The sequence below is a fragment of the Pseudomonas fragi genome (assembly GCF_025426255.1).
GTDB classification, from domain to species: domain Bacteria; phylum Pseudomonadota; class Gammaproteobacteria; order Pseudomonadales; family Pseudomonadaceae; genus Aquipseudomonas; species Aquipseudomonas kulmbachensis.
On record NZ_CP104861.1, the window covers coordinates 3,136,762 to 3,159,890 of the forward strand.

The 23,129-nt window shown below is 57.5% G+C and carries 22 protein-coding genes and 1 pseudogene; 15 read left to right on the forward strand and 8 right to left on the reverse strand.

Annotated features, from left to right (window positions below; genetic code table 11):
* Positions 1 to 19: 19 nt before the first annotated feature.
* The 4 genes from N7D90_RS14350 to N7D90_RS14365 all read right to left on the reverse strand — a co-directional run bounded on the left by N7D90_RS14350 (position 20) and on the right by N7D90_RS14365 (position 5,162).
* The gene (locus N7D90_RS14350) at positions 20 to 1,450 is read right to left on the reverse strand and encodes an efflux transporter outer membrane subunit (RefSeq protein WP_261738651.1); all 1,431 of its coding nucleotides are present in this window, start codon (positions 1,448 to 1,450) and stop codon (positions 20 to 22) included.
* Positions 1,447 to 2,511: an HlyD family secretion protein gene (locus N7D90_RS14355; RefSeq protein ID WP_261738652.1), complete on the reverse strand. Its 1,065-nt coding sequence runs from the start codon at positions 2,509 to 2,511 to the stop codon at positions 1,447 to 1,449. Before N7D90_RS14355 ends, N7D90_RS14350 begins: the two co-directional genes overlap by 4 nt.
* A complete protein-coding gene (locus tag N7D90_RS14360) occupies positions 2,508 to 4,049 on the reverse strand; it encodes an MFS transporter (protein WP_261738653.1) in 1,542 nt (513 codons plus the stop codon). The genes N7D90_RS14355 and N7D90_RS14360 overlap by 4 nt, the downstream gene beginning before the upstream one ends.
* Before the next feature lie 207 nt (positions 4,050 to 4,256).
* Positions 4,257 to 5,162: a LysR family transcriptional regulator gene (locus N7D90_RS14365; protein WP_261742450.1), complete on the reverse strand. Its 906-nt coding sequence runs from the start codon at positions 5,160 to 5,162 to the stop codon at positions 4,257 to 4,259.
* A gap of 305 nt (positions 5,163 to 5,467) precedes the next feature.
* Here N7D90_RS14365 and N7D90_RS14370 point away from each other — a divergent pair, with 305 nt between their 5' ends.
* From N7D90_RS14370 to kch, 11 genes are all read left to right on the forward strand, one after another.
* Positions 5,468 to 6,568 carry an FUSC family protein gene (locus tag N7D90_RS14370; protein WP_261738654.1) on the forward strand — a complete coding sequence of 367 codons (1,101 nt, stop codon included), beginning with the start codon at positions 5,468 to 5,470 and terminating at the stop codon, positions 6,566 to 6,568.
* A gap of 501 nt (positions 6,569 to 7,069) precedes the next feature.
* Positions 7,070 to 7,372 (forward strand): urease subunit gamma, encoded by a 303-nt coding sequence (locus N7D90_RS14375; RefSeq protein ID WP_261738655.1) that lies wholly within the window; start codon positions 7,070 to 7,072, stop codon positions 7,370 to 7,372.
* A gap of 54 nt (positions 7,373 to 7,426) precedes the next feature.
* Positions 7,427 to 7,957 carry an urease subunit beta gene (ureB, locus tag N7D90_RS24650; RefSeq protein WP_315968114.1) on the forward strand — a complete coding sequence of 177 codons (531 nt, stop codon included), beginning with the start codon at positions 7,427 to 7,429 and terminating at the stop codon, positions 7,955 to 7,957.
* 74 nt (positions 7,958 to 8,031) lie between these two features.
* Positions 8,032 to 9,750, forward strand: a complete 1,719-nt coding sequence (locus N7D90_RS14385; RefSeq protein ID WP_261738656.1) for an urease subunit alpha — start codon at positions 8,032 to 8,034, stop codon at positions 9,748 to 9,750.
* Positions 9,751 to 9,833: 83 nt separating this feature from the next.
* On the forward strand, positions 9,834 to 10,505 hold the full coding sequence (ureE, locus tag N7D90_RS14390) for an urease accessory protein UreE (RefSeq protein ID WP_261738657.1): 672 nt from the start codon (positions 9,834 to 9,836) through the stop codon (positions 10,503 to 10,505).
* A gap of 21 nt (positions 10,506 to 10,526) precedes the next feature.
* Positions 10,527 to 11,213, forward strand: coding sequence for an urease accessory protein UreF (locus N7D90_RS14395; protein ID WP_261738658.1), 687 nt, complete (start codon positions 10,527 to 10,529; stop codon positions 11,211 to 11,213).
* A 67-nt stretch (positions 11,214 to 11,280) separates the two neighbouring features.
* Positions 11,281 to 11,928 carry an urease accessory protein UreG gene (gene ureG, locus N7D90_RS14400; protein ID WP_048360971.1) on the forward strand — a complete coding sequence of 216 codons (648 nt, stop codon included), beginning with the start codon at positions 11,281 to 11,283 and terminating at the stop codon, positions 11,926 to 11,928.
* Positions 11,925 to 12,887 (forward strand): urease accessory protein UreD, encoded by a 963-nt coding sequence (locus N7D90_RS14405; protein WP_261738659.1) that lies wholly within the window; start codon positions 11,925 to 11,927, stop codon positions 12,885 to 12,887. Before ureG ends, N7D90_RS14405 begins: the two co-directional genes overlap by 4 nt.
* 195 nt (positions 12,888 to 13,082) lie before the next feature.
* Positions 13,083 to 14,063 carry an urea transporter gene (yut, locus tag N7D90_RS14410; protein ID WP_261738660.1) on the forward strand — a complete coding sequence of 327 codons (981 nt, stop codon included), beginning with the start codon at positions 13,083 to 13,085 and terminating at the stop codon, positions 14,061 to 14,063.
* Between the two features lie 28 nt (positions 14,064 to 14,091).
* The gene (locus N7D90_RS14415; RefSeq protein WP_261738661.1) at positions 14,092 to 15,150 is read left to right on the forward strand and encodes a HoxN/HupN/NixA family nickel/cobalt transporter; all 1,059 of its coding nucleotides are present in this window, start codon (positions 14,092 to 14,094) and stop codon (positions 15,148 to 15,150) included.
* A gap of 90 nt (positions 15,151 to 15,240) precedes the next feature.
* On the forward strand, positions 15,241 to 16,416 hold the full coding sequence (kch, locus tag N7D90_RS14420; protein ID WP_261738662.1) for a voltage-gated potassium channel protein: 1,176 nt from the start codon (positions 15,241 to 15,243) through the stop codon (positions 16,414 to 16,416).
* 88 nt (positions 16,417 to 16,504) lie between these two features.
* Here the strand turns inward: kch and crcB (N7D90_RS14425) are convergent, their stop codons facing one another.
* Positions 16,505 to 16,903: a fluoride efflux transporter CrcB gene (gene crcB / locus N7D90_RS14425; RefSeq protein ID WP_261738663.1), complete on the reverse strand. Its 399-nt coding sequence runs from the start codon at positions 16,901 to 16,903 to the stop codon at positions 16,505 to 16,507.
* 16 nt (positions 16,904 to 16,919) lie between these two features.
* Positions 16,920 to 17,300 carry a fluoride efflux transporter CrcB gene (crcB, locus tag N7D90_RS14430; RefSeq protein ID WP_261738664.1) on the reverse strand — a complete coding sequence of 127 codons (381 nt, stop codon included), beginning with the start codon at positions 17,298 to 17,300 and terminating at the stop codon, positions 16,920 to 16,922.
* A 215-nt stretch (positions 17,301 to 17,515) separates the two neighbouring features.
* Between crcB (N7D90_RS14430) and N7D90_RS14435 the strand changes: the two are divergent.
* The 3 genes and pseudogenes from N7D90_RS14435 to N7D90_RS14445 form a co-directional block, all read left to right on the forward strand.
* A pseudogene (locus N7D90_RS14435) lies at positions 17,516 to 17,659 on the forward strand (type II toxin-antitoxin system HigB family toxin); the annotation flags it as partial.
* Positions 17,656 to 18,024 carry a type II toxin-antitoxin system HigA family antitoxin gene (locus N7D90_RS14440; RefSeq protein WP_261738665.1) on the forward strand — a complete coding sequence of 123 codons (369 nt, stop codon included), beginning with the start codon at positions 17,656 to 17,658 and terminating at the stop codon, positions 18,022 to 18,024. The pseudogene N7D90_RS14435 and the gene N7D90_RS14440, both read left to right, overlap by 4 nt.
* Positions 18,025 to 18,161: 137 nt before the next feature.
* Positions 18,162 to 18,440, forward strand: coding sequence for a hypothetical protein (locus N7D90_RS14445; protein ID WP_261738666.1), 279 nt, complete (start codon positions 18,162 to 18,164; stop codon positions 18,438 to 18,440).
* Here N7D90_RS14445 and N7D90_RS14450 read toward each other — a convergent pair.
* Positions 18,437 to 20,800: a DNA polymerase II gene (locus N7D90_RS14450; protein ID WP_261738667.1), complete on the reverse strand. Its 2,364-nt coding sequence runs from the start codon at positions 20,798 to 20,800 to the stop codon at positions 18,437 to 18,439. The genes N7D90_RS14445 and N7D90_RS14450 overlap by 4 nt on opposite strands.
* Positions 20,801 to 20,830: 30 nt before the next feature.
* The gene (locus N7D90_RS14455) at positions 20,831 to 21,184 is read right to left on the reverse strand and encodes a hypothetical protein (protein WP_261738668.1); all 354 of its coding nucleotides are present in this window, start codon (positions 21,182 to 21,184) and stop codon (positions 20,831 to 20,833) included.
* Positions 21,185 to 21,749: 565 nt separating this feature from the next.
* Between N7D90_RS14455 and gudD the strand changes: the two genes are divergently transcribed.
* The gene (gene gudD / locus N7D90_RS14460; RefSeq protein ID WP_261738669.1) at positions 21,750 to 23,099 is read left to right on the forward strand and encodes a glucarate dehydratase; all 1,350 of its coding nucleotides are present in this window, start codon (positions 21,750 to 21,752) and stop codon (positions 23,097 to 23,099) included.
* The last annotated feature ends 30 nt before the right edge of the window (positions 23,100 to 23,129 follow it).

Consider the following 23,129-nt stretch of genomic DNA (forward strand, 5'->3'; position numbering starts at 1 on the left):
ACAAAGCCCCAACAAGCAACTAGCCTTGCCACCCACCACCCAATGAACCGTATAGCTCAACCAGCGACAGCGACACCTGTGCAGTGCTGTCCACCAGCGCCGCTTCGTTGGCCAGCAGGGCGTTTTGTACGGTCAATACGTTCAGAAAATCCACCGTACCCTGGGCGTACTGCTGGTGAACGCTATCCAGCGCCCGCTGGCTGTGCACCACCGCCTGCTGCAGGCTGTCACGCCGACGCTGGCTGGCCTGGTACGCCACCAGCGCATCGTCCACCTCGTGCCAAGCGCGCAATACGGTTTTTTGATAGGCAATACCCGCCTCTTGCTGGTGCCCCTCCTGCAATTGCAAGGCCCCCTGCAAACGCCCCCCCTCAAACACCGGCACGCTCAACCCTGGGCCAAACGCAAAGCTGCGTGCGCCCCAACTGCCCAGATCCGACAGTTGCATGGCCTGCAAGCCCAGACTGCCTGACAAGGTAATTCGCGGATAAAAATCTGCTTTGGCCATACCGATGGCGGCCGTCGCTGCATGCAATTGCGCCTCGGCACGGCGGATATCGGGACGTCGCTGAGCCAACTCGCTCGGCAGACCGATCGGCACACTAGCGCCATAGGCCGGCACAGGTGCTGCAACGCTTAATTGCTCCTGCAATGCTCGAGGTTCGCGGGCCAGGAGCATGCTCAGGGCATTGATCAATTGCGCGCTACGCTGTTGCAGCGGTGCCAGGCGCGCTTCGATTTCGGCTACCTGAGCAGCGGCTTCCGACACCTGCAAGTCAGTGGCTACCCCTTCCTGGACCTGCAAGCGGGTCAACTCCAGGCTACGCCGGGCGATTTGCAGGTTTTGCTCCACCACCGCCAGGGACTGTTGCGTACCACGCAACTGAATATAGTGCTGCGCCGTCTGCACGAGCACCAGCAACTGCACCCCGTGCCGGTCCTCTGCTGCCACTTGCACCGATGCATCGGCGGCCTCGACCGAGCGTTTGACCCGGCCCCAGAGGTCAGCCTCCCAACTGAATCCCAAGCCTCCATTCCACAGATTGAACGCCTGCTTGCCGCCGTTTCCCGAAGGATCGTTCAAACCCTGCTGACTGTTACGGCTGCGATTGTAACTGGCCGTCCCGTCCACTTCGGGCAAGGTATCGGCGTTTATCTGACGGCGTATCGCAAGGCTTTGCTCCAGGCGACTGGTCGCCATTTGCAGATCAAAGTTGCTCTGTTGCGCCTCGCGCACCAGAGCCGATAATTGCCGGTCGCCAAAACTGTCCCACCAACGCGGATCTACCGCCGACTCGACGGCCCGGCTATGCCCCGTTTCAGTGGGCACCGGCGCCCAATTGGCTGCCAGCTTGGGCACGGGCGCCTGAAAATCCGGACCCACCACGCAACCACTCAGGCCCAGTACGCTGTAACAGGCCATGGCACAGGCCAACAGATTGTTTTTCATCGGGCGCTGACCTGCTGATCGAGTACAGAGGCAGTGTCGATGGACGCATCAACCGACATCCCGAGGCGTAACTGACTGGCCAGTAACTGCCCTTGATCAAGAGTGACTTTCACCGCAATGCGCTGCGCGACCTTGGTGAAGTTCCCCGTTGCATTATCCGGCGCAATTGCCGAGAACGTCACACCGGTGGCCGGGGCGATGCTGTCGACCGTGCCTTGCAGAGTCTCGCCGGGAAAACTGTCGACCCGTATCGTCACGCGCTGCCCCGCCTGCATACTCGTCAGCTGGTGCTCTAGAAAGTTGGCCACCACGTATGCGCTGGCCAGCGGCACCACCGCCAGCACCGTATCGCCGGGCTTGACGTAAGCGCCAAGACGCAAGCTGCGCCGACCTACGACACCGTCGAAGGGTGCTACCAGTTGGGTGTGCGACAAATCCAACTCTGCCCTCGCCTGCAAAGCCTCGGCATAGTGCACCGAGGCTTGTGCGGCGGTGGCTTGAGCTGCCAGCACCCGGGTTTGCTGGCGAGCGGCTTCCAGGGCGGCCTTATGCTGGGCCAACTCTGCCCGCGCAGTCTGCGAGCGGTTTTTCGCCTGCTGGGAGTTTTGCAGCGTGCCTGCTCCCTGCCCCGCCAGATGCTGATAGCGCTGCAACTCATGCTCGGCAAACTCGACCTGCGCTAAATCGGCATCAACCGTTGCCTTGGCCTGTTCAATCAGCGAGCGCTGACGTTCCAGCATCGCCAACGCATTGGCCCGTTGTGCCTGGGCAGTGGCAACGCTGGCTTGTGCCGCTTGCACGGCGGCCTGGTAGTCCAGTGGATCGATTCGCGCCAGCAACTGCCCGGCCTTGACCGGCTGATTGTCCTGCACCAGTACTTCGTCGATAAACCCAGCGACTTTCGGCGCTATCAAGGTGTAATCGGCGCTGACAAACGCATCATTAGTGGTCTGCACTGTGCCCGTGACGAAAACCAGCCGCCATACTCCGTACAGTACGATAGCTACCAGCGCACCCGCACCGGCCATGACCAAAGGCTTGCGCCCGTTTGTTGTACTCATTTCACTGCTCCAACAGGTGTGCCCGGCGCGTAGATCCGCGTGGGGCCAAAAGGGATTAACACAATCAACAAAAGCGCCAGGGCGGCCATGTACAGATAAAGATCAGCCGAGGTCAGCACCACCGCCTGCTGATGAACCCGGCGCGCTAGATCGGTGCCGGTACTGACCAGCGGTGAGTTGCCTAGACGGTCGAGCAGCATTGTTGAATGGAAGTGCTCGCGATTGAGGGTCAGCACCCCCAGCACGCTGCTCGCAGCAACCGCCGAAAAGCCTTTGACGGTATTGAACCAGGCCGATGCGAACGGCCCGTCAGCAGGGTTCAGGCCACCCGTGGCGAGCATCAGCAGTGGGATCACCGCCATTGGCTGAGCAATGATTTGAATCGCCTGCACGCCGTAAAAATTCTCGCGATTCCATATCGACGTGACCTGCGAACCGATGCCGCATGCCAACGCCAACAACGCCAGACCAATGGCCAACACCCAACGGCAATCGACCCAGCGCAGGTTGCACAGCGCAACCACCAACGGCAGTGCAATCAATTGTGGCAAGGCCACCAGCAACATCACTGGAGCGGTTTCAAGCGGACGATAACCCTGCACCTGGGCCAGATAGCCCGACGGAATCTTGATCACTGCCAGCAATACAAACAGCACCCCGCCCAGGGTCAGCAAGGCATGCGCAAGGTTGCGAATTTTCAGCAGTTGCAGCTTGAAAAATGGCAGCGGGTGCGACCACTCATTAATAAAAAACAGCACCATCAGGGCCGTACCGCCGACAATAAAAAAACTGATCATCGGCGACTCGAACCAGTTCAACCGCTGGCCCAACTCCAGTGCCAACACCAGCATGATCAACCCCGGCAAGCCAAGTAGCAGGCCGCGCCAGTCAAACTGTTTGAAGCGTTCCAGACGCAAGGGATCCTGCGGCAAGCCCCAGGCCACGCAGGCCATCGACAGCAAACCCAACGGGATGATCTGCCAGAACGCCCATTGCCAACCGGCGTACTCCACCCACCAGGCGGACAGCGGCGTACCAAAGCTGGGGCCAAAGGTGGCGGTCAGCGCATAACTACCCAACCCGTACAGACGAATGCCCGGCGGTAAAAAGCGCAGCGCCACGGACATCAGCATCGGCGGCAATGCTCCACCGGCAAAGCCCTGCAAGGTGCGCAGCAACAGCAACACATCGACATTAGGGGCAAACGGACAAAGGATGCCCAGCAGCAAAAAAGCGCCGATGGCACATAGGGTAAAGCGACGCAAAGAGAAGGTGGCCGCACACCAGGGCGCGAAGGCCATGGCACTGATCGACGTGGCCGAGTACACCGCCAGCAGCCAGGTACTTTCGTCATAACCGATGCCCATCGCCCCGCGAATGTCGGGCATGGCCACCTTGGTCACATTCTCGTTAAAACCCGAGACCAGCACCGCAAGCAATACCCCAAGCAGTCCGGTAAAAATCCGCAGGCCAAAGGCTGTACTAATGACCGGTGCCGAGCTGGCGTTGCCCGCTGTACTCGCTACCAGAGACGTCACACTCGGCCCCCTGAGGCCAAATTTGTTCCATGCTCAAACCGCCAATACATAGCTGACTTCCTCGTCTAAATAGATGACAGAAAGTTTAATCAGCTCGCATTGCTATAAAAATTGATAAATAGCTAACCTTGGAGTGCGCCAGACGCAACAATCAACCTGGACTGTGGAAGTGAGCTTGCGCGCGATGCAGACGGCGCGGTCTGGCGGCTAAACCGCGTTATCACAGAAGGTTTTCAGGGTGCGACGCAGCCAGCGGTGGGCATGGTCGTTGTCCAGGCGCGGGTGCCAGGCCTGGACGATTTCTACCGGTTGCAAGGTGATCGGCAACTCGAACGCACGCAGTTTCAACCCCAAAGGCTCCAGGGTTTTGAGCAGCACTTGCGGCATCAGCGGCAAGATCAGATCGGCTCCGGCCAGGGCAAAGATCGCCGAGTAAAAAGTCGGCGTGGTAAACAATACTCGACGCTCCAGCCCCTGCTCGGCCAGCAGCGTATCAATCGGCCCACGGGCATGGCCCCGGCGCGAAACGCTGATGTGGTCAAAACCGGCAAATATCTGCGGCGTAATCGGCTGGTCGAAAATCGGGTGCCCCTCGCGGGCCAGCCCCACAAAGGGGCAGGTAAACAGCCGTTGTACCTTGATATCCGAACTGAAACGGTTGGTTGCGCAAATGGTCAGGTCAATGCGCCCTTCGTTCAGCGCTTGATCATCGGTAAAACCTTCAGGCACGACCCGCAAAGTAGCCTTGGGCATTTCCAGGGCCATTTGCTGGCGTAAAGCTGCGCCATAAACACCAAAGAACACGTCATTGGCACGAATGCTGAACGTGCGCTCAAGTTCACGCAAATCGGTGGCCTGGCTTTGGGTGAAGACCCCGTGCGCCAACTCCACCGCTCCGCGTACCTGCTCACGCAACTCCAGTGCTCTGGGTGTGGGAACCAGCCCGCGTCCGGAACGCACCAGAATAGGGTCATTCAAGGCTTCGCGGATCCGGGTCAGGGTACGGCTCATGGCCGGAGCGCTAAGGTTCATGCGCCGGGCAGCGCCTACCACCGAGCCTTCTTCAAGCAAGATGTTCAAGGCAACCAGCAGATTCAAGTCAGGTATTTGCATAGGCCAAAGGTTATCGCTAAGTAGAGAACTCGTCATGCACCATTGTTGCGCATGAGGTAAAACAGTTTCGCTCACACTTAGCTAGCTAACTAAGTGTGCCATTGATACATTGCCGCTCGTCAGGTTTGTGCCTGACGCTCTCTTTGGTTGAGATTTTTGGCCATTACCGGATCCCCATGATGGTAATGGCCTTTTTTACGCCCTCCATTGCTCCTCCCCCACCACCATAGAGCCATACCACGTGGTGGACCCGCTCAACCTGAACTACGCTGGCAGCCCAATCCATTACAGCGATTGGGGACTCTATGCAGCTAGGCAAAAAGATTTCGAATCTGGAACGACTGGCCTGCAAGTACTATCGCTGGATTCATGCAACTCGTATCAGCCTGGCGTTCCTGATTACCTTTATCGTCATTCGCTATTTCAAGCTTGACGGTGCCTCCTACGCCCTGATCACCATGTTGATCGTCATGGGCCCGCAACCATATTGGGGCAATGTATTTTCCCGGGCACTGCAACGAACCGGCGGCACAGTTCTGGGCGCGCTATCCGGCCTGGTGTCGTTGTACCTGGAAATGTATTCGTTTCCTTTGATGCTGTTGTGGTGCGCGGTCATGATGTTTGTCGCCGGTTACCTGACCTTGGGCAAACACCCCTATATGGCCCTGCTGATCGGGGCCACACTGGCGGTGGTCAGTTGCGCTCCGCCCAATGACATGGAGTCAGCCATAACGCGCAGCCTTTATGTATTGGCGGGTTCGTTACTGGCCATGCTCTATACCAGTATTTACCCGCAACGGGCCTATACCGACCTGCGGATCAAATTCAGCGAAAGCCTGGGCAAAATCAACAGCCTGTACTCGGCGTACTTCTCGCCCCGGGTCCCCGAGCGGCCGGACCTGGATGATCAACTGAAGGACGAACTGGACACGATTGTGAAGTTGCGCAACTACATGGTGCCTGCCAGCAACGAGAGCAACCTGAAGCCGCAAGTGTTCGGGTCATTGCAAACCCTGCACCGCAATCTACTGGCAACCATGAGCCTGATGATTGATGCGTACTGGTCTTCACGTGAAAGTCATCTGCTGATTGAAAGCGAGCCATCCCTGAACGACCTTCACAACTTGATCCCGCAAGCACTGGAGTCCTTGCAGAACAAACTGTGTATGGGAATTTCGAACAACCAGATCAGTGGCGAGCTACGCCAGAAAACCCAGGATCTGCAGGAGCTTGTACTCAAGAGTCTTGAAGGCAAAATTAACGAAACACCCTTTTATGCCTATGTCTGGCTGAGCCTGGAAATGCTCAGGCAACTGACCGAGCTTAACGATCAATTGCATGCTGCGCTCTACCACAATAACCACAGACACTTGTTCAAAAACGGCAAGCTTCCGGATGAGAAATAACCTTTAACCCTCAAATTTAGCGGTGTGCTTGCGGGGGCTCACGAGCCCCTTTCAAATCACAAGCTCTTGTATGAATTTCGGCTATATACAGGTTATTTCCTAAGTATTTTGATGACTTATCGCACTATAGATGAAGATTTATCTATCAAAAACGACGTACCAACTAGTCATAAACGATGATAAAGCCGCCATCAAAAACAACATAACTTATTGTTTAATATAGATTTTTATAAAAAGCACCATCTTCTCATTTCTGTCAACAACCTCTTTACGCCCCTCCTGCCTCACCTGGCCTGCCGAGAATTATGGTCTAGGCTCTGCTCGCACCCGTATTAATGGATTTGAACGGATGAGCCAATGAAACGACAGCCTGCTTTAACAAGCACACCCAAATCTCACCGAGCCTTCGCACGTACTCAACGTGCGGGGTGGTTTGCATGCGCGAACGCCGGACCGGCACTCCAGAATTTTAATTTTATCGCACTGTAGATAGGAGGGCTTATGCAGCTCACCCCCAGAGAAGTCGAAAAGCTGATGATTTACACCTTGTCGGACGTGGCATTCCGGCGAAAGGCTCGCGGCTTGAAATTGAACTATCCAGAAGCCGTTTCAATTATCACCGTGACCGCGATGGAAGGCGCACGGGACGGCAAGTCGGTTGAGGACGTAATGACTGAGGCCAGCAAGGTGCTGACCAAAGATGACGTGATGGAAGGCGTCAGCGACTTGATTCCCAACGTACAGGTTGAAGCGATTTTCACCGACGGCAGCCGCTTGGTCACGGTTCACGACCCGATCAAATAACGGTCTGCCATACACCCGGTTAACGCAAAACAGACACGTTTTGAGGAGTCAGTCATGAGCACCAAAGAAACCAAAGAAGCAGCAGGCCCGCACCAGGATACTCACCCCAACCACAGCATCCCTCACGCCAAAAACCCCGGGGGCGTACACAAGGGCAATGAAGCCGATGTGCCCCTGGGCGGCACCATCTACGCCAGCACGCCGATCACGTTCAACGAAGACCGTCCTGTCACCAAAGTCAAAGTGCGCAACACCGGTGACCGCCCGATTCAGATCGGCTCTCATTTCCACTTTTTCGAAGTTAACCGTGCCCTGGAGTTCGACCGTGCTGCTGCCTTTGGCAAGCGTCTGAACATCTCGTCCACCACGGCTATCCGCTTCGAGCCGGGCGATGAAATTGAAGTGCCGCTGGTTCCCTTCGGTGGCAAGCAAACCCTTTACGGCTTCAACAACCTGGTCGATGGCTGGGCACCGGACAAGCTCACCAGCAACCATGAGCGCCCGGAAAAACTGCAAGCCATCCAGCGCGCGCGCGATCACGGCTTCAAGTTCTCCGCGCCGTCCAAGCCCGTCAACGACAAGTAACCGCCGCATTCTCATTTTTTGCATACGCGCCGTCGAGCCATTGACGCATGCGCGGCATTAGAAAGGAGCCACCGATGCCAACCATTTCACGCAAAGAATACGCAGGCCTGTTCGGCCCAACCACGGGCGATAAAATCCGCCTGGGTGACACCAACCTGTTTGTCGAGATTGAAAAAGACCTGCGCGGTTACGGCGACGAATCCGTATACGGCGGCGGCAAGTCACTGCGCGACGGTATGGGGGCCGACAACACACTGACCCGCGATAACGGCGTGCTGGACCTGGTGATCACCAACGTCACCATCATCGACGCGATCCAGGGCGTGATCAAAGCCGACGTCGGGATCCGTGACGGCAAAATTGTCGGGATCGGTAAAAGCGGCAACCCAGGCACCATGAATGGTGTGACCCCGGGCCTGGTGGTCGGTGTGAGCACCGACGCCATCTCCGGCGAGCACCTGATCCTGACCGCTGCGGGGATCGACACCCACGTTCACCTGATCTCTCCACAACAGGCCTATCACGCGCTGTCCAACGGCGTGACCACCTTCTTCGGCGGCGGCATTGGCCCAACCGACGGCACCAACGGCACCACCGTAACGCCAGGCCCGTGGAACATCCGCCAGATGCTGCGCTCTCTCGAAGGGCTGCCGATTAACGTCGGCATGCTCGGCAAGGGCAACTCCTTTGGCCGCGACCCGTTGGTCGAGCAGCTCATTGCCGGTGTGGCCGGATTCAAGGTTCACGAGGACTGGGGCGCAACCTCCAACGCACTGCGTCATTCGCTGCGTACGGCAGATGAGTTCGACGTCCAGGTCTCGGTGCACACCGACAGCCTGAACGAATGCGGTTATGTCGAAGACACCATCGATGCCTTCGAAGGTCGCACCATTCATACCTTCCACACTGAAGGCGCCGGTGGCGGTCATGCCCCCGACATCATCAAGGTGGCCAGCCAGAACAACGTGCTGCCCAGTTCGACCAACCCGACCCTGCCCTACGGCATCAACAGCCAGGCCGAGTTGTTCGACATGATCATGGTCTGTCACAACCTCAACCCTAACGTGCCGGCCGACGTGTCGTTTGCCGAAAGCCGGGTACGCCCGGAAACCATCGCCGCCGAAAACGTGCTGCAGGACATGGGCGTGATTTCCATGTTCTCCAGTGACTCCCAGGCCATGGGCCGGGTCGGTGAAAACTGGCTGCGGGTGATGCAAACCGCCCACGCAATGAAAGCCTCGCGGGGCAAGTTGCCGGAAGACAGTGCCGACAACGATAACTTCCGAGTCCTGCGCTACGTGGCCAAGATCACCATCAACCCGGCTCTGGCCCAGGGTATCAGCCACGTACTGGGCTCGGTCGAAGTCGGCAAAATGGCCGACCTGGTGCTGTGGGATCCGCGCTTCTTCGGTGCCAAGCCGAAGATGGTGATCAAGGGCGGCATGATCAACTGGGCCGCCATGGGTGACCCCAACGCTTCCCTGCCTACCCCGCAGCCGGTGTTCTACCGCCCGATGTTTGGCGCCTTGGGCAAAACCCTGCAAGACACCTGCGTGACCTTCGTGTCCCAGGCGGCATTTGACGACGGCGTGAAAGAAAAGGCCGGACTGGAGCGTCAGGTAATAGCCGTTCGCGGCTGCCGTACCGTCTCTAAAAAGAACCTGGTGCGCAACGACCAGACTCCGCATATCGACGTCGACCCTGAAACCTTTGCCGTGAAAGTCGACGGTGTACATGCCACATGCAAGCCCATCGATGTGGCGACCATGAACCAGCGTTATTTCTTTGGCTAAGGCCTGAACGGGCAGCCACCGGGGAGGCATTGGTTCCCCGGTGGCAAACGCCCGGCAAATGATTCAGGGAAGGAGTTTGCGACGTGATTTTGATTGAACACATTCTGGGCAACGCCAAGAAAGACCCGCACTGGAAGCAAAAGCTGGAAGCCGCCAACGTCGACCTGCTGGTGCTGGACCAGCGTGAGGCGCAGAAAAGCCGCTGCCGGCGCACCAGCCTCGGCGGGCTGGATCTGGGTATCTCGCTGGAGCGCAATGTCGTGCTGTCCGACGGCGATGTGCTGCTATGGGATGAAGCCACCAACACCGCGGTCGTGGTGCAACTGAACCTGAGAGACGTGATGGTGATCGATCTCAAGGAACTGAAACAACAGCCTCTGGACGTACTGATCAAAACCAGCTTTGAACTGGGCCATGCCCTGGGTAACCAGCACTGGAAAGCCGTTACCAAACACAATGAGGTCTACATCCCGCTTACCGTCGAAACCAAAATGATGGATTCGGTGATGCGCACTCACGGTTTTCAACACCTGCCGTACGCCTTTATAGGCGGCGCTGAGATTCTGCCCCTGCTCACCACTTCCGAAGCGCGCCTGCTGTTTGGCGGTGCCGAAGAAACCGACACCCACGTTCACGTGGCCAGCCCGCAAGACAAGCTGGAGGCCGCGGCCCTGAAAATTCAAGGCCTGCACAGCCACGACTCACACAGTCATAGCCACGATGACGGCCATACGTTTCACAGCCATAAGCACTGAACCCGGCAAGAAGGCGCATAGATGAACGCATCAGATCTAATTCGCATCATGCAGTTTGGCGATTCCGTATTGCCAGTGGGTGCCTTTTCGTTCTCGAACGGCGTGGAGTCCGCCATTCAGAAAGGCATCGTTCACGATGTCGCGACCCTCAAAGGCTTTGTTCTCACCGCGCTAAAACAAGCGGCCAGTTGTGACGGCATGGGCGTCGTCGCGGCGCACCGGGCCGCCGTTGCCGATGATCGCGACGGTATTTTGCGCGCCGACTGGGCGGTCAATAACCGCAAGCTCAACGAAGAAAGCCGCTTGATGGCCACGCGCATGGGCAAAAAACTGGCCGAAATGTCGATCCATGTCGTCGAAAAACCCTTGGTGCGCTGGTGGCTGGAGCAGATCAAGGCGGGTAACGCTGCGGGCACCTACCCCGTCACCCAGGCAGTGGTGATGTCGACCCAGGGCATTGGCGCCCGCGAAGTGGTGGTGATGCACCAGTACGGTGTCGCCATGACCATTCTTAGCGCTGCCATGCGCCTGATGCGGGTCACACACTTGGACACCCAGCACATCCTGTTCGAACTCAATCACGACATTGAAGCCTTCTGCGACATCGCCGAAATCGGCGATATCGAGCAGATGTCCTCCTATGTACCGATCGTCGATGTGCTCGCCGCCGTACACGTGAAAGCGCATGTGCGGCTCTTCATGAACTGACACCCGATGGCCTGCGTTGACCTGTGTCGACGCTCAATCAGCTTCCCTATTTGTTAAGGAATAAACCGTGAAAAAGATTACTCGTATTGGTATTGGCGGCCCGGTCGGTTCAGGTAAAACCGCGATCATCGAAGTGATCACCCCGATCCTTATCAACCGTGGCTACAAGCCGCTGATCATCACCAACGACATCGTCACCACCGAAGACGCCAAGCAAGTCAAACGCACCCTCAAGGGGATTCTCGACGAAGACAAGATTCTCGGCGTCGAGACCGGTGCTTGCCCGCACACTGCTGTGCGTGAAGACCCGAGCATGAATATTGCAGCCGTCGAGGAAATGGAAGAAAAGTTCCCCGACAGCGACCTGATCATGATTGAAAGTGGCGGCGACAACCTGACCCTGACCTTTAGCCCCGCCCTGGCTGACTTCTATATCTACGTGATCGACGTGGCAGAAGGCGAAAAAATCCCGCGCAAGAACGGCCCGGGTCTGGTGCAGGCAGATATTCTGATCATCAACAAAATTGACCTCGCACCTTATGTGGGCGCCAGCCTGGATGTAATGGAAAGCGACACCAAAGTGGTGCGCGGCAACCGTCCGTATATTCTCACCAACTGCAAGACCGGCCAGGGCATCGAGGAGCTGGTGGACATGATCGAGCACATGTTCCTGTTCGCCCAGAAACCGGCAGTCAAGAGCGAGGTCACTGCATGACAGCGCTGAGCCAAATCGTGAACAACCCGTCACGGCTTCGCGCTCACTCACTCGGTAATGCTGCGCCGGAGCTGGCGCAGTACCAGGACGAGCCGCCGCAAATGCACAGCGGTGCTGCGGGCAAAAGCGGCTACCTGCGACTGGGTTTTGAGAAACGCGGCAATCGCAGCATCCTGGCTGATATGGAGCGGCGTGTACCGTCGCTGGTGCAGCGGGCACTGTATTGGGATGAAGAAATGCCCGAGCTGCCTTGCGTCACCATGATTTCAACCTCGGGCTGCGTGTTGCAGGGCGACCGCTTGGCCACAGACGTTAATGTGGGGGTGGGTGCCTGCGGGCATGTCACCACCCAGTCTGCGACCAAAGTGCATTCGATGAATGCCAACTATGCCTCGCAAATCCAGCACTTTCGGGTCGAAGAAGACGGCTATCTGGAGTTTATGCCCGACCCGCTGATCCCCCATCGCAATGCGCGATTCATCACCGACACCCGGATAAAGATCCACCCCACGGCGACAGCGATCTACTGCGAAATTCTGATGTCGGGGCGCAAGTACCACCATGTGGATGAGCGCTTCGGGTTTGACGTGTACTCCTCACGAGTGAGCGCCGAGAACCTTGAAGGCCGCGAGCTGTTTGTCGAGAAGTACATTCTTGAGCCGAAGAAGGAGAGCCTGGACGCCGTCGGCGTGATGCAAACCTTCGACGTGTTTGGCAACGTGGTGTTGCTCACACCCAAGGAGCATCACGACAGGATTGTGGCGCGTATCCCGGCGCTCTTCGACATGACGGCAGGCTTGGCCAGCGGCGTCACTCGCCTGCCCAACGATTGCGGCCTGATCTTCAAGGTGCTGGGCAATGACAGTGGCGAGGTCAAGGCGCAAATCCGCGAGTTCTGGAAAGTCGCACGCGAAGAGATCCTGAGCATAACGCTGCAACCGCAGTTTCTTTGGCGATAGTAGAAAACCTGTAGCAGCTGTCGCAGGAACGAGGCTGCGTCCGAGGACAGAGTCCTCGTAAACCCGGTGGACGCGGTGTATCTGAAAGACCGGGCTGCATGACTTTACGACGGCTTCGCCGCCGAACGCAGCCTCGTTCCTTCGGCAGCTGCTACACAAGCGGTTCCGGCAAAGTACACAAAAGGGAGAGTCATCATGCAAGCGGCTTCCAAATGGTCAAAAATAGCGGATGGCAACGTCGTCCTTGAGTTTATCGACGTCACCCTGCGCGGCTGCGCTCAAGTCATGTTCCAGAACAACCCTCTGACCGGACTGCTGTTTTTTGCCGCGATCTTTGTTGGAGCCTTTGCCGAGGGGCTTCCTGCCGTAGCCTTCGGCAGTGTATTAGGCACCGCGGTGGCAACCTTTACCGGCATACACCTCAAGGACCGCAAATCCTGGAAGGCCGGTCTGTACGGCTATAACGGCTGCCTGGTCGGTGTCGCCTTGCCGACCTTTCTCGAGGCCACGCCAATTCTGTGGCTGTGCATCATTCTGGGCAGCGTGGTCTCGGTGATCGTCACCATTTGCATCGCCGACATTCTGAAAACCTGGAAAGTCGCCGCCCTGACCGCCCCCTTCGTACTGGTCACCTGGACCATGTTCCTGGCCAGCTACGCCTTCGGCGGCATGAACATCACCACCTTGCCGGTGCCCAACCTGCCCCATGACCTGATCGCGCATAACAGCAACCTGTTCGACGGCATTCATTGGCTCGATGGCACCTTCTATGGCATCTCCGAAGTGTTTCTGTTCAGCAGTGTGATCGGCAGCGTGTTGCTGCTGGCGGGACTGGCGGTGTCATCGTTGTGGGCGGCGGTTTTTGCCTTCTGCGGTTCGCTGTTGGCGATTCTTGTGGCCACAGTGTTGCAGGCAGAACACTCCAGTATCAACAACGGACTCTACGCATTCAGCGCCGTGCTGACCGCTATCGCCCTGGGTTCAACCTTCAACAAGCCCAGTTGGCGCGTACTGATCTACACCCTGATCGGGGTGATTTTCACTGTCTTTGTGCAGGGGGCCTTGAATACAGTACTGGCCCCGGTTGGAATCCCGACCCTGACCATGCCGTTTGTGCTGGCCTCCTGGCTGTTCCTGGTGCCCAACAAAGACGTGATGCCGGCCCACCGCCAATAACTTTCGATCCTTTTGCCGGAGTTCTTCCATGAGCGCGATTGCCCTCCCCCTGACGAATGCCGAACCGGTGAACACCACACGGCGTGCCATTTATCTACTGACCGGTTTGATCGTGGCCAACCTCCTCGCGTGGGCTTGGGCTTTTATCGAGTTCGGCAGTAATCCGGTGTTGATGGGCACAGCTTTGCTGGCGTACAGCTTCGGCTTGCGTCACGCCGTGGATGCGGACCATATTGCGGCCATCGACAACGTGACGCGCAAGTTGATGCAACAGGGCAAACGACCGATTGCCGTGGGCACCTGGTTCTCCTTGGGACACTCCACCATTGTGGTGCTGGCGTCTTTCGCAATTGCGGCCACCGCGATGGCCTTCAAAGACGATATGGAGTGGTTCCATGAAACCGGCGGCCTGATTGGTACGCTGGTGTCATCGGTGTTCTTGCTGCTGTTCGGCTTGCTCAACCTGGTAATCCTGATATCGGTGTACAAGAAGTTCAGACAGGTAAAGGCCGGACACACCCTGGCCCCCGAAGAGCTGGACCTGATCGTCACCAACAAGGGTGGCCTGATGGCACGGATCTTTGGCCGGGTGTTCAACCTGGTCAATAAAAGCTGGCATATGTACCCGGTGGGCTTTCTGTTCGGCCTGGGGTTCGACACCGCTACCGAGATCGGCCTGCTGGGCATCAGCGCCACCAGCGCCTCGCACGGCATCAGCCTGTGGTCGATCATGGTGTTCCCGGTGCTGTTCGCAGTGGGCATGGCCCTGATCGATTCACTGGACAACTTCGTGATGATTGGCGCCTACGGCTGGGCCTTCTCCAAGCCAGTGCGCAAGCTTTACTACAACATCACCATCACTGCCGCCTCGGTAGTGGTCGCGCTGTTTATCGGCGGCGTCGAAGCGCTGGGGTTGATTGCCGACAAACTTCAACTAACCGGCGGGATATGGACGCCAATCAACGCAATAAGTGAAAACTTCGGCGAAATTGGCTACTGGATCATCGGCATGTTTGTGCTGTGCTGGCTAATTTCTGCCGTTAACTACTACCTGCGCGGCTATGACCAATTGCCCGCCAATACCTGATGCAGGCTCAAGCACGCGGGATCGTATCTGGCAGTCGAAAAAACCTGACCTACACTCCCATCACCCCTTAACAGACGCGTCGTAGGTGCCATGACTTTATTACAGGACGTAAGAAATCGGATCTCCTTTGCCTATGGGGTCGCCTTGTTGGTGGCAATCAATGGCTTTCTATTATTTTTGCCGGTGTTGCAACGTGGCGTCGCCCACGCCAATTCTATCTCTGGCTCATTCGATACCTGGAAGGAGGCATTAAGCTTTTTAGCCCTGCTGGAAATCCCCGGGTTTGTGGTGGGGTTTGTCCTGCTGCTGATGTCACTGGGGCTATTGATCAGGTCGCGCATCAGCTGGTTCTTCGCCTTGCTGCTGTTGGTGGCCACCGTCTGTGTTGATTTTTTCATCCTTAAAAAACCCGACGGCGTTACCTTCTACTCACTGTTCACCATTGCCGTTCTGGCCTTTTATTGGCGCCGATTCGACCACTACAGCCTGGCCACGGGCAGCTTCTTCGCGGTGGTCAGCATCGCCTCACTAATTGTCTACAGCACCCTGGGCACGCTCTACATCGGTGACGGCTTTGCACCGCCAGTAACTGACCTCCCGTCAGCGTTCTACTTTGCCATAGTGGTGATGTCGACCGTGGGCTTTGGCGACATCGTCCCGCATAGCACCGATGCACGGTTTTTCACCCTGACGGTGATCATCCTGGGCATCACCATCTTCGCGATTTCGGTGGCGTCCATTGCCGGCCCGCTGATCAGCAACAACATCCAACGAATCGTTAAAGGCAGGATTACCCACATGGCCCGTAAAAATCACTACATCCTCGTTGGCGTCGGCTCCCTTGCCCAAAACGTCTACAAAGGCCTGACTGATCGTGGCGAGCACGTCACCGTGGTGTGTGCCACCGGTAGTCAGCACGATCTGCCGGAAAAGGCAGACATCATCGAAGGTGACCCCTCGGCAGCTTCGACCCTGACACTGGCAGGCGCAGCGCAGGCCAAGTACATCGTGACCCTGTGCGACAGCGACGCCGAAAACGTGTTCACCATTCTGGCAGCCAAGGAAGTGGCCGGGGACGATACCCAAATCATCGCCTTGGTCAACGAAACCCGAAACATGCCCAAGGTCAAACGCGTCAACCCGACCATGGTGCTGTCGTTGCCGTTGCTTGGCAGTGAGTTGCTGGTGCGTACCCTTCAGGGAGATGAAATCAACAACGACCTGATCACCGAAATGTTCTTCGGCAAGCGCACTTCGCTGGCGTAAACAGGAGCGGTGTTCTGTGGGAGCGAGCCTGCTCGCGAAGTTCATTCGCGAGCAGGCTCGCTCCCACAGTTGAGGGCTTTATCATGTTTTATTGCGAGGTATCGGGGGCAGGCGTGCCCCTGGCCCCGGCCAACAAACCCAGCTCAACCGCTGCAAAGCCAATCACCAGACTGATCACCAGATAGCAGATGGAGACAAATACACCGGCTGGGTCTTTCATCATTTCAACCGCGCCGAATACGAAGCTCGAAAACGTGGACAGCCCGCCCATGATCCCGGTGCCGACCATCACGTGTACGTACTGATTGATCCGGTTGCTTTTAAACAGTGACGTAGCCACCCCCAGAAGGAACGCCGCGACGATATTGGCAACAAAGATATCCATTGGAAAACCATCGGCCAGACGCGGCACCGACAGCATCACAAACTCGCGGCACATGGCGCCAAACGCGCCACCGACAAACACCAGAATGATCATATTCAGCATCTTGTGTACTCCTGTGTCAGCGCGCCAGCCAGGCGCCGAATGCGGCGGCGGCCAGGCCGAGCAGTACCGAGACGATCAAATAACCTGCCGCCCAGGCCCGATCCTTGGCCTTGGCCAGCTTGGAAGCGTCCAGCTGCATACTGCTGAACGTGGTGTAGCCACCCAGAATGCCGGTGAGCACCGCAGCGCTCAAAAAATCGCCATAGCGGTCGCGCCAGTCCACGGTAAACAGAATGCTCAAATAGCCGATCACAAAGGCACCGCTAACGTTGATCAAAAACGTGCCCAGCGGTAAGCCCCCCTTGTAAAACTGCCCGACACGCAACCCGACCCACCAGCGCAACAGCGAGCCCAAACCGCCTCCCAGCCCAACCCAAAACACATCCAGCGCAGTCATGAAAATCCCTCTCGTGCCTGTTGGTTAGTCGAGGGAACTCTAGTTGATAAAATCCGCGAGGGGCATCTTAGCCAATGCGAAAGTGTTGGCCCCAGTCGCCTCGAATTGCGGTGCAACACAAAAATTGGCTCTGGTCGCATACGGCTAAACACCTTCGCAAGCTCATATTTGCTTAAGCTTTCAAACCGGTGTTCTTGGGATTGGCGAGGTATTTGAGCAGCAGGGTCGTATTCAACATTTAAGGTAACGACTATCGGCTGGTTGTAGCTGTGGCCTATCGCTACAGCGCCATTTATATCAAGTTCGTCGGTACTCACAACCAGTACGACGTCATTGATGCCAACACCGTTGAACCATGAACATTCGTCCAATCCGCACCGAGCAGGACTACAAGGATGCACTGAAGTCCGTTTCACCATTTTTCGACAATGAGCCGCAGCCAGATACTCCAGAAGGTGACTACCTTGAGGTAGTGATCACCCTGATCGAAGCCTATGAAGCAAGGCACTTCCCAATTGACCTTCCCAACCCGGTCGATTCCATACGCTTCAGGATGGAGCCATCCGGGCTATCACCTGCTGACCTTGTGCCTGCTATTGGTCGGCAGAATCGGGTATATAAAGTGCTAAATGGCAAGAGAGCCTTGACGCTTCCAATGATTTGGAAGCTGCATGAGATGTTTGGAATTCCCGCGGAGAGCCTGATCAGGCCCGTGAAATCATAGCTGTCTGATTTTTACGCAGCCTTCGCCAGTGGCTACCACTCATGTGGCGGTGACACACTCGACGGCAGGCAAAATCATGGCAGCGGCTGAAAAGGAGTACCATGCGCTCCGGTTTCGCCCTCCACCATGGACCCCCTATGTTTCCCAACGCTGAACGCTACAACCACTCCACCGAATACGCCAACAAACTGGTCGACCGTATCGGTCAGACCCCAGCCTGGATTGCCCTGCGCATCGGCGTGACCGAAAAACGCATGCGCTACATCCTCGCGGGTTCACGCACGATCAAGGGTGATACCACCGAGATCATCATGAGCTACGCCGAACAGTTCTGCCTGGAGTGCCTGGCCGCCGAAGCCAAGGCCGCCAAAGACCGCGCCAAATCCAAAGCAACAACCCCGGCCAGCGACGCTTAAAACAACCCCAGTTGCCCGCCCACCAGTGCGCTGAAGTCGTCGTCGACAAACACCAGAATCGCGTCCGCTACCGGTTGTAGCTGACGCGTCAGGTAGTGGTCGTAATCCACCTCTGCAGTGCGATTCTCAAGCGGCTGGGGGCCGGCCACGGTGATCACATAGCTGATGGTGCCGCCGTTCTGGTACTGCCGGGGACGACCTTGCAGGTCGTTGTACTCATCGGCCAGCCGCGCCGCTCGCACATGGGGCGGCACATTGCGTTCGTAATCACTGAGCTGACGACGCAGGCGCTTGCGGTAAATCAACAGTTCATCATGCTCACCCGCCAGGGTGCTGCGCACAAAATCCCGTACGTAGTCCTGATAGGGCTGGCGATTGAAGATGCGCAGGTACAACGCCTGCTGAAACTGCTGGGCCAGCGGCGACCAGTCGCTGCGCACGGTTTCAAGCCCCTTGTAGACCATCTCCCGACGCCCGTCCGCGTGCGCCACCAAACCCGCATAGCGCTTTTTGCTGCCCTCCTCGGCGCCGCGAATGGTTGGCATCAAAAACCGGCTGTAGTGGGTTTCGAACTGTAGTTCCAGCGCACTGGTCAGCCCGTATTCGTCGTGCACATGGGCCTGCCACCACTGGTTGACATGCTGCACCAGCTCGCGGCCGATACGCGCGGCGTCCTCTTCACTGTGCTCACTGCGCAGCCAGACGAAGGTAGAGTCGGTGTCACCATAGATCACGCTAAAGCCCTGGGCCTCGATCAGCGCGCGGGTCTTGAGCATGATTTCGTGCCCGCGCAGGGTGATCGACGACGCCAGTCGGGTGTCGAAAAAACGGCAGCCACTGGAGCCCAACACCCCATAAAACGCATTCATGATGATTTTCAGGGCTTGGGATAACGGAGCGTTTTTCTCCCGCTTGGCGACTTCGCGCCCATTGGCCACCCGCTCGATAATGGCGGGCAAACAATGCCGTGTACGCGAAAAGCGCGCACCGCGAAAGCCCGGTACCGAAGTGTCGTCTCCGGGCTCGCGCAATCCTTCCACCAACCCCAGCGGATCAATCAAAAAGGTGCGGATAATCGACGGATAAAGGCTTTTGTAATCGAGCACCAGCACCGATTCGTACAACCCCGGCTGGGACTCCATCACAAAGCCGCCGGGGCTGGCCTGGGGTGGTTTGTCACCGAGATTGGGGGCGACAAAGCCCTGGCGGTGCATCAACGGCATGTACAAATGGTAAAACGCCGCCACCGAACCACCACTGCGGTCCGCCTCCAGGCCCGTGACCGAAGCGCGTTCAAGCAGAAAGGTCAGCAACTCGGTTTTCGCGAAGATCCGCGTCACCAGTTCGCAATCCTTGAGGTTGTAACGCGCCAGCGCCGGTTTGTCCTCGGCAAACATGCGGTTGATTTCGTCCATGCGCTGGTACGGGGTGCTTATGTCCTTGCCTTCGCCAAGCAGGGTCTGGGCGACATTTTCCAGGCTAAAGGACGGGAACGACCAGGTCGCCGAGCGCAACGACTCAATACCGTCGATGATCAAACGCCCCGCCGCACTGGCGAAAAAATGGTTTTTGCGGCTGCCGTGTTCGCGCCACTGCATTTCGCTGCCCGCACGTCCCAGCAACAGCGGGATGCCCAGGCGCCGGGCATGCTCGTGCAGCACCCGCAGATCGAATTGCACGACGTTCCAGCCAATGATCGCGTCGGGATCATGCAGCGCCAGCCACTGGTTCAAACGCAGCAGCAGATCGCCCCGGGTGGCGCAGAATTCCAGGTCGAAATTCACTGGGGTATCGGCCTCGGTGGCCTTGCCCAGCATATACACCTGACGCTGGCCGCAGCCCTCAAGGGCAATCGAATACAGATCGCCCTGGGGGCTGGTTTCGATATCCAGCGACACCAGCTTCAAGCGCGGCCGATAGTCTGGATGGGGTTTCATCTGGGTGTTCAACAGCGGACCGTTGGCCTGAGCGCTGCCGCCGAAACTGACTGGCGCAGTGATAAAGCGCTCCATCAGGAAGCGCTCCGGCGGACGTACATCGGCCTCATACACATCCACCCCGGCGCGACGCAGCCGCTGGGCAATGTCCATCAATTGACCGTGCTGTTGGCAGTAAAGCCCAATGACCGGGCGCGACTGAAAATCACACAGCGCCAACTCACGAAACTCGACCCCACGCTCATCCCCCAACAGTGCCTGTGCCTGTGCACGCTGCACCGTAGGGATAAACGCAGTAGACGTCTGGTAAGGCAAGCGCACGTGCTGCGGCCCGTCATCAGTCGCCAGCCACAACTCGACCTTGATCCCCGACGGTGTATCGCGCCAGTGCCGGGTCAGGACGAAGCCCTGTGTCAACTCCACTGTGGCAGCCTCAAAGGCCGATCGAGCGAGTTACAGACACGTCGCCAACATCGCCAGGCGGCGCATGGCCGCAGCATCATCAGGCTGCTTGGCGTAATAGCTCACCGCAGTGCCCGTGCCTTGTGGCAGCAAATCGGCAAAAGACTCGGCACCACGGGTATAAACCGTCTGCTGGCCGGACTTGTCGGTGTTGACATAAGCGCTGGCATCTACCCCGAAGACACTTTCGTCCTGCCACGAAAATTTGATGCACTCCGCCACCAGCGGCGTCGGCTTGGCCGAAGCCAGCACCCGCGTCGGGCTTTTACTGCGGGCAGTGTCCATCGCAGGAGAAACACAGCCGGCCAGCAAGGCCAGGCTCAAAACACTGATCAGCATTCGCATTGGATTCCCCCTCAAATAAGGCGAACACGATAGCACGCAGCCAGTGCAAAGAGGTGGCTAAATAACCAGTGGTCGTTGTCACGGCACGAGGCTGTGCAGCTTCGCAGAAAAACCGCACATTCAGGATTTGCGATCGCTTCGCAATCGATCGCAGCCTCGTACCTCGGCAGCGGCTACAGAAGCCACGGGCGCATCGGCGCAGCTAACAGGTACGATGACCAACAGAAAAATCGGCTATGGGAAAACCACAAAACTGCTATAAACCCAATAAAACCTATAAAAATACGTATAAAAACCGACTTGTGACTAATCGACTGGCTTTAAAGCATTGCGGGACCAAAACCCAACTCGTATGATGTCTGTTAACCAAGGGCAAACCCTTCGGCGCAAATCACCCGCATAACAATAATCAGTGGGGCTTCGAATTGTGAATAACGCCAGCAATCTGTCTGCTGTACGCGCTAACGCTTTGCCAGGACCCACCCACCGGTCACGGCTGCCATAGCCCTGCAAACCGCCTCGTTAATCGATCAGCCAACCCCTGACTCTTTTCAAGGAACAGACCATGAACGCCGAACATCAGCACCACGCCAGCAAAGCGCCGGTCGTCACCAGCCTGCAGGTTATCCCCGTGGCGGGCCATGACAGCATGTTGCTCAACCTTAGCGGCGCTCATGGCCCTTTCTTTACCCGCAATATCGTTATCCTCAAGGACAGCAGCGGCAATATCGGCGTAGGTGAAGTGCCGGGCGGCGAACGCATCCGCGAAACCCTCGAAGACGCACGCAACCTGGTGGTGGGCCAACCCATCGGCAACTACCAGAGCATCCTCAATGCCATGCGTAGCACATTCGCCGCCCGCGACTCGGCGGGGCGCGGCCTGCAAACCTTTGACCTGCGCATCACCATCCACGCGGTCACGGCGATGGAAGCGGCCCTTCTCGACTTGCTCGGTCAGTTCCTCGAGGTTCCGGTAGCGGCTTTGCTCGGTGAAGGCCAGCAACGCGATGCGGTGAAGATGCTCGGCTACCTGTTTTACATCGGCGACCGCCAGCAGACCGATCTGGCCTACCGCAGTGAAGCCGATGGCGATGACTGGTTGCGCCTGCGCCACGAAAAAGCACTGACCCCGCAAGCCATCGTCCGCCTTGCAGAAGCCGCCCAAGCCAGATACGGCTTTAACGACTTCAAGCTTAAGGGCGGTGTATTGCGCGGTGCCGAAGAGATCGAAGCGGTGACGGCGCTGGCCGAGCGCTTCCCGAATGCACGCATCACCCTTGACCCCAATGGCGCCTGGTCACTCAAGGAAGCCATTACCCTGTGCCGTGATCAGCATCACGTGCTGGCGTATGCCGAAGACCCATGCGGCGCGGAAAACGGCTATTCAGGGCGTGAAGTGATGGCTGAGTTCCGTCGCGCCACCGGACTGCCCACCGCCACCAACATGATCGCCACCGACTGGCGCGAAATGGGGCACGCGATTCAATCGCAAGCAGTGGACATTCCATTGGCCGACCCGCATTTCTGGACAATGCAGGGCTCGGTACGGGTCGCGCAGATGTGTCACGAGTGGGGCCTGACCTGGGGTTCACACTCCAATAACCATTTTGATATTTCCCTTGCCATGTTCACTCAGGTCGCAGCGGCGGCACCGGGCGAAATTACCGCCATCGATACCCACTGGATCTGGCAGGACGGCCAGCGCCTGACCCGCGAGCCGCTGAAAATCGTCGACGGTCATATCAAGGTTCCGGCCAGATCCGGCCTGGGCGTGGATATCGACATGGACGCCGTGGCCAAGGCTCACGAACTGTACAAAGGCATGGGCCTAGGTGCTCGCGACGACAGCGTCGCCATGCAGCTCCTTGTTCCCGGCTGGAAATACGACAACAAAAAACCATGCCTTGTGCGCTGAACACTCCAGTGCGCGCTTAAAGCCTATCTA